The organism is Nocardia exalbida NBRC 100660, assembly GCF_000308575.1.
GTDB classification, from domain to species: Bacteria; Actinomycetota; Actinomycetes; order Mycobacteriales; family Mycobacteriaceae; genus Nocardia; species Nocardia exalbida.
The window spans coordinates 193,683-208,335 of the sequence record NZ_BAFZ01000119.1 but is presented as its reverse complement, the minus strand read 5'-3'; the positions used below and the strand labels follow the sequence as shown (position 1 = coordinate 208,335).

Sequence of the window (14,653 nt, the reverse complement as noted above, 5' to 3'; positions counted from 1 at the left end):
CGCCGACGTGCGGAATCACCGCATCGGCGGTGTCGGCGAGGCGTCGCTTTCGCCGGTGTCGGGGCGTAGCGTTCGATCCGATCCCCGGTTACGGGCGGGCGCGCCGAAAAAATACGAACTTGAGCGGAACAGGCTCAACCTTTCCGACGTTGGACGGTAAGGAACGGCGGCGAGCCGGTAGACGAGCGGGCGAGACGAAGCGAGGGCTTCCGTCCACCGGAATCGTGCTCGGCGTCGTGCGAATCGACTAGTAGGAAGGTGACTCGTGGACTCGTTCAATCCCACCACCAAGACTCAGGCGGCGCTCACCGCCGCCCTGCAGGCGGCCTCCGCCGCGGGCAACCCGGAGATCCGTCCGGCGCACTTGCTGGTGGCGTTGCTGGACCAGACCGACGGCATCGCCGCGCCCTTGCTGAAGGCCGTCGGAACGGATCCGGCGACCGTGCGACGCGAGGCACAGGACCTGGTGGACCGGCTGCCGCGGGCGACCGGCGCCACCACCACACCGCCGCTCGGCCGCGAGGCACTCGCCGCGATCACCGCGGCGCAGCGCCTGGCCACCGAACTCGGTGACGAGTACGTCTCCACCGAGCACGTGATGGTCGGTCTCGCCGCGGGCGACTCCGACGTGACCATGCTGCTCACCAAGTACGGCGCCACCGCCGACGCGTTGCGCTCGGCGTTCACCGCGGTCCGCGGCAGCGCCCGGGTGACCAGCCCTGATCCGGAAGGCAGCTACCAAGCGCTGGAGAAGTACTCCACCGATCTCACCGAAGCCGCCCGCTCCGGCAAACTCGACCCGGTGATCGGCCGGGACACCGAGATCCGCCGGGTGGTGCAGGTCTTGAGCAGGCGCACCAAGAACAACCCGGTGCTGATCGGCGAGCCGGGCGTCGGCAAGACGGCGATCGTCGAGGGCCTGGCCCAGCGCATCGTGGCGGGCGATGTCCCGGAGTCGCTGCGCGGCAAGTCCGTGGTGGCGCTCGACCTCGGCGCGATGGTCGCGGGCGCGAAGTATCGCGGCGAATTCGAGGAGCGGCTCAAGGCCGTCCTGGAGGACATCAAGAACAGCGCGGGCCAGATCATCACGTTCATCGATGAGCTGCACACCATCGTCGGCGCGGGCGCGACCGGCGAATCGGCGATGGACGCGGGCAACATGATCAAGCCGATGCTGGCTCGCGGCGAGTTGCGCCTGGTCGGCGCGACAACGCTGGACGAGTACCGCAAGCACATCGAGAAGGACGCGGCCCTGGAGCGGCGCTTCCAGCAGGTGCTGGTCGGGGAGCCGTCGGTGGAGGACACCATCGGCATCCTGCGCGGCATCAAGGACCGCTACGAAGTGCACCATGGTGTGCGCATCACCGACTCCGCGCTGGTCGCCGCCGCCACGCTGTCGGACCGCTACATCACCTCCCGGTTCCTGCCGGACAAGGCGATCGACCTGGTGGACGAGTCGGCCTCGCGGTTGCGCATGGAGATCGACTCCCGCCCGGTGGAGATCGATGAGGTGGAGCGCGCGGTGCGCAGGCTGGAGATCGAAGAGGTCGCCCTCGCCAAGGAGACCGACGAGGCATCCAAGCAGCGGCTGGAGAAACTGCGCGCCGAACTCGCCGACGATCGGGAGAAGCTCAACCAGCTGACCACCCGCTGGCAGAACGAGAAGAACGCGATCGACCAGGTGCGCACGCTCAAGGAGGAACTCGAAGCGCTGCGCGGCGAATCCGAGCGCGCCGAGCGCGACGGCGACCTGGGCAAGGCGGCCGAACTGCGCTACGGCCGGATCCCGGCGCTGGAGAAGCAGCTCGCCGAAGCCGAGAAGACCTCCGCCACAGCCGGAGACGGCGAGGTCATGCTCAAGGAGGAGGTCGGCCCGGACGACATCGCCGAGGTGGTGTCGTCGTGGACCGGCATCCCGGTGGGCCGGATGCTGGAAGGGGAGACGCAGAAGCTGCTGCGCATGGAGGAGGAGCTGGGCCGCCGCGTGGTCGGTCAGACCGAGGCGGTGCAGGCGGTGTCCGACGCGGTGCGCAGGGCCCGCGCGGGAGTCGCCGATCCGAACCGCCCGACCGGCTCGTTCATGTTCATCGGCCCGACCGGCGTCGGTAAGACCGAGCTGGCGAAGTCGTTGGCGGACTTCCTGTTCGACGACGAGCGCGCCATGGTCCGCATCGACATGAGCGAATACAGCGAGAAGCACTCGGTGGCCCGGCTGGTCGGCGCCCCGCCCGGCTACGTCGGTTACGACCAGGGCGGTCAGCTCACCGAGGCGGTGCGGCGCAGGCCCTACACGGTGGTGCTGTTCGACGAGATCGAGAAGGCGCACCCGGACGTGTTCGACATCCTGCTCCAGGTGCTCGACGAGGGCAGGCTCACCGACGGCCAGGGCCGCACGGTGGACTTCCGCAACACCATCCTCATCCTGACCTCGAACCTGGGTTCGGGCGGTGATCGCGAGTTCGTCATGAACGCGGTGCGTTCGGCCTTCAAGCCGGAGTTCCTCAACCGCCTCGACGACGTGGTGATGTTCCACGCCCTCGACGAGGAGCAGCTCGAGCACATCGTCGACATCCAGCTCGACCAACTGCAGAAACGGCTGGCGCAGCGCAGGCTGAAGCTGGACGTCAGCGATTCGGCCCGGTTCTGGCTCGCCGTGCGCGGCTACGACCCAGCCTACGGCGCGCGCCCGCTGCGCAGGCTGATCCAGCAGGCCATCGGCGACTCCCTGGCCAAGGAACTGCTCGCGGGCGAGGTCACCGACGGCGACAGCGTCAAGGTGAGCGTCAGCCCCGACGGGGACGGCCTGATCGTCGGACGGTGAGCGAGCGGCCTCGCTCCGGGCAGCGCTCGGGGCGAGGCCCGTTCGACGACCACCGCGCAACTCGATTCGCGCACAGCTTGTTTCATCGACTCGGCAGGGTGGCGACACCGGCCGGAGTGGATCGATGACCGCTTCGCGTGCGAGGGATCGGGCTCCGGCGTGGGTCTTCCGGAGGGCACACCGGTTCCGCGGGTGCGGGCGCGAGTGCGCGAACGAAGCCTACGCTGGAACGCATGACCAACCCGAACGATCCCTGGGGACAGCGGCCGGAGGATGCGCCGACCGAACACCTGGGTGCGCCGGGCAAGTCCGGATACGGGGACCCCGCGCACACCACGGAGTACCCCGAGGCGTACGGCACCGCCGCGCCGTCGGATTATCCCCCGACGGAGCATTACGGAGCGTGGGGGCCGCCGGGCACCAACGCGACGCGCGAGTTCCCCGCCTACGACGCCCAGTGGGCCGCCTATCCGGACAGCGGCGGCGATCGGTGGCCGGGCACGGCGGGGCCGCCCGGTGGCGCGATGCCGCCCGGCGGCGGACCGCCGCCGGGGCCGCCGCAGCCGCCTCGGCGCAACACCGGCCTGTGGATCGCCCTCGGCCTCGGCGTGGTGTTGCTGATCGGAGCCATCGGGGTGGTCGCGGGCGTGCTGCTGGGCAGCAGCGATTCCGGTTCGGCCGACACGGCGGCGGCCACGACGGCGCGCGTCACGACGAAGCCGGCGCCGGGAACCAGGAACGCCCAGCCGACCCCGCCGAGCGGGCTGCCCAGCGTGCCCGGCCTCGGCGACGTCGACGGCCTCGGCGCGACGGTGGGCACCATCACCGCCAACGACGGGGGCACCCTGACGGTCAGTTCGGTGATGGGCAACACCATCACGGTGCGCACGGACGCGAGCACCCAGGTGATCGCGTTGTCGGGCACCGCGGTATCCGATCTGGCCCCCGGTGAACTCGTCATGATCCAGGGCGACAAGGGCCAGGACGGATCGATCCAGGCCAAGATCATCATCGGTACCTCGCTGCCCGGAGGCGGACGATGAACCGCCCCGGCCGCCTCCGGTGCGCGGGGCCGCGCGTTCACCCGCGGATCGGCGCCCGCTCCCGTTTCGCTCGGCCCGGCGCGGGGGTAATGACGGACCATGTCCGGCCGGGACTATTAGGCTAGGCGTCGATGACGGCAATGTGGTTCGGGTTGGCGGCGATCGCGCTCGTGGGCGCGATCGTGCTGCTGTATTTCGATCGGCTCCAGCGGCAGCGGACCGGTCACGCGCGACAGGTCTGGGCGAAGTCGCAGGGCTATACCTACGTGTCCGTGGAACCCGCGCTGCCATCCACGTGGCGCCGCGGCGCGCTGGCCAAATTGGGCTATCTCTCCGCGGTCGACGTGGTCTCCGGCATCCGCAAGGGCGAGAAGTTCGTGCTGTTCGATCTGGAGGATTCCGCGACGCTGGTCGCGGTGCGCCGCCAGATCGGCTCGGACATCGACGTGGACATGCGGTTGAAGACGGCCGCACCGCCCAAGGACCACGATCTGGAGCTGCTCGGCGCGATCGGCGACCGCGTGGTCTTCGCCACCAACCCCGAAATCGCCAGGCACGCTGTGGATCAGCGCATGGTCGCCTTCATCGAGAATCTGCCGGACACCGTGCAGATGCTCTGGAGCGAGGGCAACTGGACCCTGGGCATGCTGCTGGTGGGCACCACTCCGAAGGATTGGGAAAGCGCGATCGACGCGGTGCTGCGCCTTTCCGGCCTGCTGCACGTACTGCCGCCGGTCAGCGAGCCGCGCTTCGACGGCGGCGGACACGATCCTGGCCGTCCGCGCCCCCGCGAACGCCGGCGCGAGGACGACGCCGACGACCGGCCGCGCGCCGAGGCCGATGACGACGAGCTGTCCGACGACGACTCCTACGCCGACGAGCCCGCGGACGAGCCGGGGCAGGAACCGGCGCGCCGCCCCTCGCTCGCCGTCGTGCCGAATACCCGCGCCCGCGGGCGCGAGGACGAGAAGGCGCGGCCGCGCGAGGAGCGCGACGCCGAGGGCCGGGCCGATCCCGAGTCGCGGCAGCGGCCCGCCGACCCGCCCGGCGGACCGTTCCATCCCGGATTCCGGCCCTACCAGGGACCTGTGCCGAAGTGACCGGCCACGCGCCCACATGACCGAGCATCCACACCCCAGGCTGCCCGGCGCCACCCGCCCGGTGGCCTTGATCACCGGACCGACCTCGGGCATCGGCCGCGGTTACGCGACCCGCCTGGCTTCGCTCGGTTACGACCTGGTGCTGGCCGCCCGGGACGAGCGGCGTCTCACGGCACTCGCGACCGAGGTGGAGCACCGCTTCGGCACCCGCTCGCAGATCCTCGTCGCCGATCTGGCCAGGGCCGAGGACCGCGAACAGGTCGCGGCGCGGCTGACCGAGGGCGTCGAATTCCTGGTCAACAACGCCGGTTTCGCGCACTCCGGCGAGTTCTGGACGCTGCCGCCCGAGCAGTTGCAGGCGCAGCTGGACGTCAACGTCACCGCCGTGGTGCTGCTGACCAGGGCCGCGCTGCCGTCGATGATCGCGGCGGCGAACGGTTGCGTCGTCAACGTGGCCAGCGTGGCGGGCCTGATCCCCGGACGAGGGTCGACCTATTCGGCGTCCAAGGCCTACGTCGTATCCTTCACGGAAGGGTTGGCAGGGGGATTGGCCGGGACCGGAGTCCGGGTCCAAGCCCTGTGCCCGGGATTCGTCCGCACGGAATTCCATCAGCGAGCAGGCATTCAGATGTCCTCGCTGCCCGAAGCGTTGTGGCTGAGCGTCGAGCAGGTAGTCGCCGGCTCACTGCGTGATCTGGAGAAGGGCCGGGTGCTCAGCGTGCCCGGAATGCAGTACAAAGCGCTCACCACCCTCGCCGGAGCGATCCCGCGAACCCTGGGGGCCCGGCTCAATCGCGGGCTGTTCAACGCACGCGGAAGGACTTGAGATGATCGACGTGATTACCAACGACAGGGACAGGCTGGCCGCGCTGGTACGCGAACTCGCCGTGGTGCACGGCCGGGTGACCCTGTCCTCCGGCAAGGAGGCCGACTACTACGTCGACCTGCGCCGCGCGACCCTGCACCACGGCGCGGGCCCGCTGATCGGCAAGCTGCTACGCGAGCTCGTCGCGGACTGGGATTTCGACGCCGTCGGCGGCCTCACCATGGGCGCGGACCCGGTGGCGCTGGCCGTGATGCACGCGCCCGGTCGCCCGATCGATGCGTTCGTGGTGCGCAAGGCGGCGAAGTCGCACGGCATGCAGCGGCAGATCGAAGGCCCGGACATCGTGGGCAAGCGGGTGCTGGTCGTCGAGGACACCACCACGACCGGCAATTCGCCGCTGACCGCGGTGCGGGCGCTGCGCGCGGCGGGCGCTACCGTGGTCGGCGTCGCCACCGTCGTCGACCGGGAAACCGGCGCTGACCAGGTGATCGCCGCGGAAGGACTGGAGTACCGGTCGATCCTCGGCCTCAAGGATCTCGCCCTGGGATAGCCTGGACGATGGTCTAAGTCTTCGAAGGTGAAGGGTCGTGTGAGTCCCCAGTGGTGAGCATTGCAGTCAACAAGAGTCGCGAAAACGTTGCGATGCTCGGAATCGGCGCTTACCGGCCCAAGCGCCTGGTCAGCAACGCCGAGGTCTGCGAGGTTCTGGACTCCACCGACGAGTGGATCTACGAGCGCACCGGTGTCCGCAATCGGCGCTGGATCAGCGGCGAGGAGACGCTCCGGTCGATCGCCGCGGCGGCGGGCGAGCGCGCGATCGTCAACAGCGGCGTCGATCGGTCGAAGATCGGCGCCGTGATCCTGGCCACCTCCAGCTGGCTGACCCTGACTCCGCACGGCGCGCCCCAGGTGGCCTACGACATCGGGATGAACGGTGTCGCCGCCTTCGACCTGACCTCCGGCTGCGGCGGCTTCGGCTACGGCATCGGTGTGGCCGCCGACATGATCCGGTCCGGCTCCGCCGAGTACGTGCTGCTCATCGGCGCCGAGACGATGACCGTCGGGCTCGATCCCACCGACCGCGGTACCGCGATGATCTTCGGGGACGGCGCGGGCGCGGTGGTGGTCGGCCCGAGCGACGAGAACGGCATCTCGCCCACGGTCTGGGGCAGCGACGGCGAGAACGCGGCCGCGATCATGCAGGACATCGACTTCCTGGAGTACATGCACCGCGCCCAGGCCATGCAGGGTATGGACCCGGCCGTCGATCCGGTCGGCCGGATGTCGCTGCGGATGGAGGGACCGAGGGTCTTCCGCTGGGCGGCGGTCACCCTGCCGCGTGCGCTGTCCACCGCGCTCGAGATCTCCGGCGTGGCCAAGGAGGACATCGAGGTCTTCGTCCCGCATCAGGCCAACGCCCGGATCAACGAGCTGATGAAGAAGAACCTCGGGCTGGCCGACGAGATCCCGATGGCCAACGACATCGAGAACACCGGCAATACCTCGGCCGCGTCCATTCCGCTCGCGATCGAGGAGATGCTGGTCACCGGCAAGGCGAAGGGCGGGCAGACGGCGCTGCTGCTCGGTTTCGGCGCCGGTCTGAGCTACGCGGGCCAGGTCGTCACGTTGCCGCCCGCCCCGGCCGAACCGAGCTTCTAGTCGTGCGCCCGTTCCGAGCCGGATATCTCGTCGCGGCGGCGGTCACCGTCTACGGCGCCGTCACCGGGCGCGAGAAGGCGCAGTGGATCGCGAAGCCGCTGTTGATGCCGCTGCTCATGGCCGATGTGGTGACCGAGGGCAGAGAGCTGCCGTCCACCGAGCGCACCGTGCTGATCGGGTCGCTGGGGGCGGCGACCATCGGCGACATCCTGCTCATCGATCCGGATGACGACCGCAAGCTGATCGCGGGCGCGTCGTCGTTCGCGGTCATGCAGGCCGGATACGCCACCCTGTGGTGGCGGATGGGCGGCAGGCCCGCCGCCGGGGTGGTCGTGCCGCGGGTGGCCGCGTGGCTGGGCGCCGCCGGATTGCTGCGGACGAAGGCGCCCTCGGTGGCCACACCACTGACGGCCTACGGCGTCACCCTGGGCGCCGCGGCCGTGCTGGCATCCGACCCGGCGCTCGCGCCCGCCGCGAAAAACGTTGTGGGCGTGAATGTTCCCGGCGCCGACCCGCGCAGTCGCCTCGGCCTCGGGGCACTGCTGTTCACCGTCTCCGACGGGCTCATCGTGCTGCGGCGATTGTTCGCACGCGGTCGGCGAGCCCGCCGAGTGACCGAAGGCGTGATTCTGGCGACCTACACGGCCGCGCAGTATCTGCTCGCCGATCCGAAGGCACACGTCGAACCGGTGATCACAGCAGCAGAATGATGCGATCACGGTTCGCCGGGTCGACGCGGATAGACAGGATCTCGCCGACCGCGAGCCGCGGTTTGTCCGCCGGGGTGGCGTCGAAAACGACAGTGCCCCGGTAACTTTCCGAGCCCGGCACGGTCAGTTCGAGATCCAGCTCGGTGAGTTCGGTGTGATGATCGGTGCGTTCCAAGGGATGCACGCCCTCCACGGTCGCCCAGCCCTCCAAACCGTGCCGCCACAACTGGCGATCCGCCTTGGACGGCCGCGCGGCCAGCATCATCCCGATCCCGACACACGAGCCGAACAGCCCGACCAGCGCCACGATCTGATAGGGCACGGTCCCCGGCGGCGTCCGATGCACCACCCATCCCAGCCACAGCGCCAGCAGGATCAGATACCCGGCGGTCACCCCGAGCACCGTGCGCAATATCCGCTCGTGATCCATACCAGCCTCCACCCCGAGTGCCAGACCTCCAGGATAGGCCGGGCGCATGCCGGGGTGCGGCGCTATCCGCCCGAGTAATCGCTGGACAGGGCGGCAAGGTCGATCGTGACCGGAGTTCCGGCCAGGTCGACTGTCACCGAGCCCGACCGCTCGGTGACGAGCTCGTAGTCACTGTCGATCAGTCGGTAGGCGCTGAGGCTGATCGGTTCATCGAGATCGACGAGCCAGTAGTGTTCGATGCCGACTTCGGCGTACTCGAAGAACTTGGTGACACGATCGGTCCGCCGGGAACCGGCCGACAGAATCTCGACGGCGAGCTTCACGTCCTCGGGATGCACACGTGCGAGATCGTCCGTGAGCGCTTTGCGTCGGATGACCAAGGTGTCCGGTACGCGCACTGTGGGAGGTTGTGCCGAATCGACCACCAACTCGGCCTCCGCCACCGCGGCAAGCTCTTTCGGTAATTGAGGGTGAATTTGAGCCGCCAGTTGCCAGACCGCGAATTGATGACGCAAGACCGGCCTCGGTGACACGACCAGAACCCCCTCGACGAGTTCGTAATTCCGGCTGCTGTCCTCCGGCAGCGCGATCCAGTCCTCCAGGGTCAGCAGATGATCAGGCCAGTTCACGTCGACGGTCATCGCTTCCTCCCCTCCCCGCACGGATACCGCGTTGGGGCCAGTCTGGCACAGCAGCCCGACAAACGGCAGCGTCATCAGCCCTCGAGTCGCATTACCGCCGGCACGCGGCGGTGGTGGGTCTGCAGGGCGGTAGGTCGAGCTCGAAAAGGGTCGGTCCGGCGTGTGTCTCGGTCATGGAATCCATGGTCGTCGCGGTGCTTTCGGGGTTCGATGGAACTGCCCGCCGAAGATGTGGTGTAGCCCGCCACACCTACTACGATCCTGCTGATGAGCTATCCGCCGCAGCAGCCGTACGGCTACCCAGCCTATGGGGCCTACGGACCCCCGGACCATCCGAGAGCCACCACGATCCTGATCCTGGGCATTCTGAGCCTCGTGCTGTGCCAGTTCATCGGACCCGTCGCCTGGGTGATGGGCAAGCGGGCGCTCAACGAGATCGACGCCTCCGGCGGCACCATCGGTGGACGGGGGAACGTCAACGCGGGATACATCTGCGGCATCATCGCCACCGCACTGATGTGCCTGACCCTGCTGTTCCTGCTGTTGCTGTTGGTGCTCGGGCTGGTCGGCGCGTTCGCGGGCAGCTCGTCCGGTTACTGAGCCGGTACCCGGCCACCCGTCGCGGGCGCGGTGACCGGAATTAGCATCGTCGGGGTGAGTCACCCGGTGCCGGATGCGGCGGAGCAGGACCTACCAGGGCCGACGGAGTGGGGCGAGCACCCCAACGGCGTCGGCCCGTGGGCGAGCGAGCACGCCGAGCCGCCGCCGGACGATCCGCGCCTGGACCCTGAACTGCTGGCCGCGGGCGACCGCCGCAACGTGGTCGACGCCTACCGGTACTGGAGCCGGGAGGCCATCGTCGCCGACATCGACCGGCGCAGGCACCCGTTCCACGTCGCGATCGAGAACTTCGGGCACGACGCGAACATCGGCACGGTGGTCCGCACGGCCAACGCCTTCGCCGCCTCGGCCGTGCACATTGTCGGCAGGCGGCGCTGGAATCGGCGCGGCGCCATGGTGACCGACCGCTACCAGCACATCCGGCACCACACCGACATCGGCGAGCTGCTTGCGTTCAGCGAGCACGCCGGGCTGACGGTGGTCGCCGTCGACAACGTGCCGGGCTCGGTCCCGCTGGAGACGGTCACACTGCCGCGCGCGTGCCTGCTGCTGTTCGGCCAAGAGGGGCCCGGTGTCACCGACCACGCCAAGCAGGCCGCCGTGATGACGGTGTCGATCGCGCAGTTCGGTTCCACCCGCAGCATCAACGCCGGCGTGGCCGCGGGGATCGCCATGCACGCGTGGGTGCGGCAACACGCCGATCTGACGACCGCCTGGTGAGGGCCTTCCGCGTGTTCGACCGTGTGAGCAGGAGATCTTCCGGTCCCGGAGCGCATCGGCACGATTGCACATCGCTTTCGTAACAAATCGGGCGCATAAATCCGTTCGGGCCTGGCACCATTGATCCATGACCTCGCGGAGCGACGACATCGAGGTGCCGCGCGTGGAGCACGCCGAAAAGGGCTCCGCGGTACCGCGTCCGCCGGCTGTCCGGGCACGGACGGGCCGGGAGGCCGTCGCGCCCGCGACGCTGTGGTCCGAACGGGCCGACATGGCCGAATCGGCGATCATCTCGCGGCACCTGCGCGCGCTGTGGGCGCTGCCGGGCACCGAACTCGGCGTGGTCGGCTGGCCCGCCACCAAGCGCGAGCGGGTCTTCGGCGGGTGGCACTACTGGTGGCAGGCGCATCTGATCGAATGCGCGATCGACGCCGCGAACCGGGCGCCGACTCCGCTGCGCCGCAGGCGGATCGCGGCGCTGGCGCGCTCGCATCGCATCCGCAACCTCACCGGCTGGACCAACCGGTACTACGACGACATGGCGTGGCTGGCCATCGCACTGGAACGCGCCGAGCGCACCCAGGGCACCGACGTGCGCAGCGCGCTGGCCGCGCTGGAGAAGCAACTGCACGACGGCTGGCAGCCGCAGATCGGCGGCGGCCTGCCCTGGCGCACCGGTTCGGATTATTTCAACGCGCCCGCGAACGGTCCCGCCGCGATCGCGCTGTTACGGCTCGGGCGCATCCAGCGCGCTCAGGAGATGGCCGACTGGCTGGACGCGACGCTGCGCGATCCGGAGACCGGCTTGATTCTGGACGGAATCCATCTGCCCTCCGGCGAGATCGAGCGCCCCGTGTTCACCTACTGCCAGGGCGTGGCGCTCGGCTTGGAGACCGAACTGGCCGTGCAGACGGGCGATCCGAAACACATCGACCGCGTGCACCGGCTGCTCGCGGCCGTCGAGGAACATATGACCACCGACGGTGTCGTCAACGGCGGCGGCGGGGGCGACGGCGGACTGTTCAACGGCATCCTGGCCCGATACCTGGCGCTGGTCGCGGTGATGTTGCCCGGCGAGGACTCCGAACAGGTCGCCGACCGCCGTGCGGCCGCCGCGATCGTCACCGCGTCCGCGGAGGCGGCGTGGGCGAACCGGCTGCAAGTGGAGGGCGAGCCACTGTTCGGGCACGACTGGAGCAAGCCCGCGCAACTGCCCGGCGGCAGCGCGGGAGCCGGTTACTTCACCGCGGGCGGCTCGGTGACCTCGTCGAAGGTGCCGGGACGCGACATGTCGGTGCAGTTGTCCGGCTGGCTGCTGATGGAGGCGGCCTACCAGGTCAGCGCCGCGGGGCTGTGAGCGCGGATCAGCTCTCGGACTCCAGCACCGCGCTCGGGGCCGTCTCCAGCGCGAAGTCCTCTGCGGGCTGGGACATCTCCTGCCGGTAGTGCCGCACGCCGAGCGCCGTCCCGATGATCAAGCCCACCACCAGCGTGCCGATCACGATCGGCATCAGCCACGGCACCCGCCCCAGGAAGTTGCCCGCGTAGTAGCCGATGAGCAACAGCACCGGCGCCCAGACGATCGCCCCGACGGTGCTGGCCACGGTGAATTTGCGGTGGTCCATTCGCGCCGCGCCCGCGACCGAGGGGCACAGGGTGCGCACCCAGGGAATCCACCGGGCGATCAGCACCGCGACGAATCCGTGCCGGTGCAGCAGTTCGGCGACGCGCTGCAGATTGCGGACGTTGATGTATCTGCCGTTCTTGCGGGCGACCAAATGCCGTCCGGTCCGATGCCCGATGACGTAACCGACCTGGTTGCCCGCGATGGCCGCCACCATCGCGCCCAGCGACAGCGCCCATACGTGCGCCTCGCCCGAAGCGTGCGATGCCATCACGATGCCCGCGGTGATGAGCATCGAGTCTCCGGGCAGGAACAGCCCGAGGATCACCGCGCACTCGAGGAAGACGAAGGTCAACACCACTGCCCAGACGAGCGCGGGGCCCGCGGAGAGTAGCGGATCGAAACTGCCCACGGCTAGGGGCGACGAGTCCGTCGTCACCGTCTTCAGCGGGTGCGCTCGCTGGTCGAAGCGGTCAGCTCGCTCTCGACCGCCTCGGACACGGGTGTACCGCGGCGAATCTTCTTCACCACGGCGGTGATGCCGGGCAGGATCGACACGAAGACGATGAGCAGGAAGATCGCCTCGACGTGGTCACGGATGAACGCGACGTTGCCCAGGAAGTAGCCGAGCACCGTGACGCCGCCGCCCCACAGCACCGCGCCGACGATGTCGAACGCGACGTACTTGCGATAGTCCATTTTGGAGACTCCGGCCAGGACCGGCATGAAGGTGCGCACGATCGGCACGAACCGGGCCAGGACGATCGTCTTCGGGCCGTGCTTCTCGAAAAATTCGTGGGTCTCCGTGACGTAATGCTTCTTGAAGAACCGGGTGTCCTCTTTCTGGAACAGCGCCGGTCCGATCGCCCGCCCGATCCAGTAGGCACACTGGTCGCCCGCGAAGGCGACCAGGACGACGGCGGGCACCAGAACCCAGATCGACACCGGCGGATTCGGCTGCGCGGACAGCAGGCCGCCGGTGAACAGCAGCGAATCGCCGGGCAGGATCGGGAACAGCAAGCCGGTCTCGATGAAGACGATGACCAGGATGGCCGGCAGCACCGCGTTCTTCAGCCACGTCTCCGTGAGCAGGTGCATCGGGTCGAGCAACTCGGTAAGCGCGAGGTTGCTCGTCACCGATTCTGTCGCTGCCTGCAGAATCACGTGGCCTCCTGTCCCGATACGGCTGGCGTGCATCGCTTGCCACCGCGTCGGAAGCTGCCAGCGCAAATTACCGGCCCCACAGTACCGGCTCCGCCTGAGAATGCTCGCGCAGTGCGCGAAATTACCGGTGGGTCACCTGCCCACTGCCTCCCTGCATACCAGGCGAAACACAGCTGCCTTAGGGTAAGGACTGACAAAATAGGTCTTTGCCGCACAACACGGAGGTCTTACTGTGCCCATCGCGACTCCGGAGGTCTACGCCGAGATGCTCGGTCGGGCCAAAGCCAATACCTTCGCCTTCCCGGCCATCAACTGCACGTCGTCGGAGACGATCAACGCGGCCATCAAGGGTTTCGCGGACGCGGGCAGCGACGGCATCATCCAGTTCTCCACCGGCGGCGCGGAATTCGCCTCCGGCCAGGGTGTGAAGGACATGGTCACCGGCGCGGTGGCGCTGGCCGAGTTCGCGCACGTGGTCGCGGCCAAGTACGACGTGACCATCGCGCTGCACACCGACCACTGCCCCAAGGACAAGCTGGACACCTTCGTCCGGCCGCTGCTGGCGATCTCCCAGGAGCGGGTCAACGCGGGTAAGAACCCGCTGTTCCAGTCGCACATGTGGGACGGCTCCGCGATTCCGATCGACGAGAACCTCGAGATCGCCAAGGAACTGCTAAAGGCCACGCACGCCGCGAACATCATTCTCGAGGTCGAGATCGGTGTCGTCGGCGGTGAAGAGGACGGCGTCGAGGCGGAGATCAACGAGAAGCTCTACACCTCGCCGGAGGACTTCGAGAAGACCATCGACGCCCTCGGCGCGGGCGAGAACGGCAGATACCTGCTCGCGGCCACCTTCGGCAACGTGCACGGCGTGTACAAGCCGGGCAACGTCGTGCTCAAGCCCGAGGTGCTCGCCGAGGGCCAGCGCGTCGCGGCGGCCAAGCTCGGCCTCGACGCCGACGCGAAGCCGTTCGACTTCGTCTTCCACGGTGGTTCCGGCTCGCTGAAATCCGAGATCGAGGACGCGCTGCGCTTCGGCGTGGTGAAGATGAACGTCGACACCGACACCCAGTACGCGTTCACGCGGCCGGTGGCCGGGCACATGTTCGTCAACTACGACGGCGTGCTGAAGATCGACGGCGAAGTGGGCAACAAGAAGGTCTACGACCCGCGCAGCTACCTGAAGAAGGGCGAGGCGTCGATGGCGGCCCGCGTCGTCGAGGCGTGCAACGACCTGCACTCCGCCGGACGCTCGATCAGCGCCTGACCCTGATTCACCCGTCAGGGGCTTGGT

At 68.6% G+C, this 14,653-nt stretch carries 15 protein-coding genes; 11 read left to right on the top strand and 4 right to left on the bottom strand.

The window, feature by feature from the left end:
• Positions 1–265: 265 nt before the first annotated feature.
• From clpB to ON29_RS27575, 7 genes are all read left to right on the top strand, one after another.
• Positions 266–2,821 (top strand): ATP-dependent chaperone ClpB, encoded by a 2,556-nt coding sequence (gene clpB / locus ON29_RS27605; protein WP_040870753.1) that lies wholly within the window; start codon positions 266–268, stop codon positions 2,819–2,821.
• Positions 2,822–3,054: 233 nt separating this feature from the next.
• Positions 3,055–3,864 (top strand): DUF5666 domain-containing protein, encoded by an 810-nt coding sequence (locus ON29_RS27600; protein WP_040870752.1) that lies wholly within the window; start codon positions 3,055–3,057, stop codon positions 3,862–3,864.
• Positions 3,865–3,995: 131 nt separating this feature from the next.
• Positions 3,996–4,964, top strand: a complete 969-nt coding sequence (locus ON29_RS27595; RefSeq protein WP_373283930.1) for a TtfA family protein — start codon at positions 3,996–3,998, stop codon at positions 4,962–4,964.
• Between the two features lie 16 nt (positions 4,965–4,980).
• Positions 4,981–5,790 carry an SDR family NAD(P)-dependent oxidoreductase gene (locus ON29_RS27590; RefSeq protein WP_040870749.1) on the top strand — a complete coding sequence of 270 codons (810 nt, stop codon included), beginning with the start codon at positions 4,981–4,983 and terminating at the stop codon, positions 5,788–5,790.
• 1 nt (position 5,791) lies between these two features.
• Complete coding sequence (gene pyrE / locus ON29_RS27585; RefSeq protein ID WP_040870748.1) at positions 5,792–6,340, top strand: orotate phosphoribosyltransferase; 549 nt, start codon at positions 5,792–5,794, stop codon at positions 6,338–6,340.
• A 50-nt stretch (positions 6,341–6,390) separates the two neighbouring features.
• Positions 6,391–7,449 carry a beta-ketoacyl-ACP synthase 3 gene (locus ON29_RS27580; RefSeq protein WP_040870746.1) on the top strand — a complete coding sequence of 353 codons (1,059 nt, stop codon included), beginning with the start codon at positions 6,391–6,393 and terminating at the stop codon, positions 7,447–7,449.
• 2 nt (positions 7,450–7,451) lie between these two features.
• Positions 7,452–8,159, top strand: a complete 708-nt coding sequence (locus ON29_RS27575) for a lysoplasmalogenase family protein (RefSeq protein WP_040870744.1) — start codon at positions 7,452–7,454, stop codon at positions 8,157–8,159.
• Here ON29_RS27575 and ON29_RS27570 read toward each other — a convergent pair.
• Positions 8,143–8,589 carry a DUF3592 domain-containing protein gene (locus ON29_RS27570; protein WP_040870742.1) on the bottom strand — a complete coding sequence of 149 codons (447 nt, stop codon included), beginning with the start codon at positions 8,587–8,589 and terminating at the stop codon, positions 8,143–8,145. The two genes, ON29_RS27575 and ON29_RS27570, sit on opposite strands and share 17 nt — an antisense overlap.
• A 62-nt stretch (positions 8,590–8,651) precedes the next feature.
• Positions 8,652–9,230: a Uma2 family endonuclease gene (locus ON29_RS27565; RefSeq protein WP_040870741.1), complete on the bottom strand. Its 579-nt coding sequence runs from the start codon at positions 9,228–9,230 to the stop codon at positions 8,652–8,654.
• A gap of 267 nt (positions 9,231–9,497) precedes the next feature.
• Here ON29_RS27565 and ON29_RS27560 point away from each other — a divergent pair, with 267 nt between their 5' ends.
• The 3 genes from ON29_RS27560 (at position 9,498) to ON29_RS27550 (ending at position 11,928) form a co-directional block, all read left to right on the top strand.
• Positions 9,498–9,830: a DUF4190 domain-containing protein gene (locus ON29_RS27560; protein ID WP_040870739.1), complete on the top strand. Its 333-nt coding sequence runs from the start codon at positions 9,498–9,500 to the stop codon at positions 9,828–9,830.
• Positions 9,831–9,884: 54 nt separating this feature from the next.
• On the top strand, positions 9,885–10,571 hold the full coding sequence (locus tag ON29_RS27555) for a TrmH family RNA methyltransferase (protein ID WP_051175632.1): 687 nt from the start codon (positions 9,885–9,887) through the stop codon (positions 10,569–10,571).
• 271 nt (positions 10,572–10,842) lie between these two features.
• Positions 10,843–11,928, top strand: coding sequence for a glycoside hydrolase family 76 protein (locus ON29_RS27550; RefSeq protein ID WP_040870903.1), 1,086 nt, complete (start codon positions 10,843–10,845; stop codon positions 11,926–11,928).
• Positions 11,929–11,935: 7 nt separating this feature from the next.
• On the opposite strand, the gene ON29_RS27545 is transcribed toward ON29_RS27550, so the two are convergent.
• Complete coding sequence (locus ON29_RS27545; protein WP_040870737.1) at positions 11,936–12,634, bottom strand: DedA family protein; 699 nt, start codon at positions 12,632–12,634, stop codon at positions 11,936–11,938.
• Positions 12,635–12,639: 5 nt separating this feature from the next.
• Entirely contained in the window at positions 12,640–13,392 is a 753-nt protein-coding gene (locus ON29_RS27540; protein ID WP_083864094.1) for a DedA family protein, read from the bottom strand.
• 199 nt (positions 13,393–13,591) lie between these two features.
• Between ON29_RS27540 and fbaA the strand changes: the two genes are divergently transcribed.
• A complete protein-coding gene (fbaA, locus tag ON29_RS27535) occupies positions 13,592–14,626 on the top strand; it encodes a class II fructose-bisphosphate aldolase (RefSeq protein WP_040870735.1) in 1,035 nt (344 codons plus the stop codon).
• Positions 14,627–14,653: the final 27 nt, after the last annotated feature.

Bases quoted from the DNA above. Each gene is read 5' to 3' on its own strand.
- ON29_RS27600 (WP_040870752.1), top strand. From the start codon at position 3,055: ATGACCAACCCGAACGATCCCTGGGGACAGCGGCCGGAGGATGCGCCG.
- ON29_RS27595 (WP_373283930.1), top strand. From the start codon at position 3,996: ATGACGGCAATGTGGTTCGGGTTGGCGGCGATCGCGCTCGTGGGCGCG.
- ON29_RS27590 (WP_040870749.1), top strand. From the start codon at position 4,981: ATGACCGAGCATCCACACCCCAGGCTGCCCGGCGCCACCCGCCCGGTG.
- pyrE (WP_040870748.1), top strand. From the start codon at position 5,792: ATGATCGACGTGATTACCAACGACAGGGACAGGCTGGCCGCGCTGGTA.
- ON29_RS27570 (WP_040870742.1), bottom strand. From the start codon at position 8,589: ATGGATCACGAGCGGATATTGCGCACGGTGCTCGGGGTGACCGCCGGG.
- ON29_RS27565 (WP_040870741.1), bottom strand. From the start codon at position 9,230: ATGACCGTCGACGTGAACTGGCCTGATCATCTGCTGACCCTGGAGGAC.
- ON29_RS27560 (WP_040870739.1), top strand. From the start codon at position 9,498: ATGAGCTATCCGCCGCAGCAGCCGTACGGCTACCCAGCCTATGGGGCC.
- ON29_RS27550 (WP_040870903.1), top strand. From the start codon at position 10,843: ATGGCCGAATCGGCGATCATCTCGCGGCACCTGCGCGCGCTGTGGGCG.
- ON29_RS27540 (WP_083864094.1), bottom strand. From the start codon at position 13,392: ATGCACGCCAGCCGTATCGGGACAGGAGGCCACGTGATTCTGCAGGCA.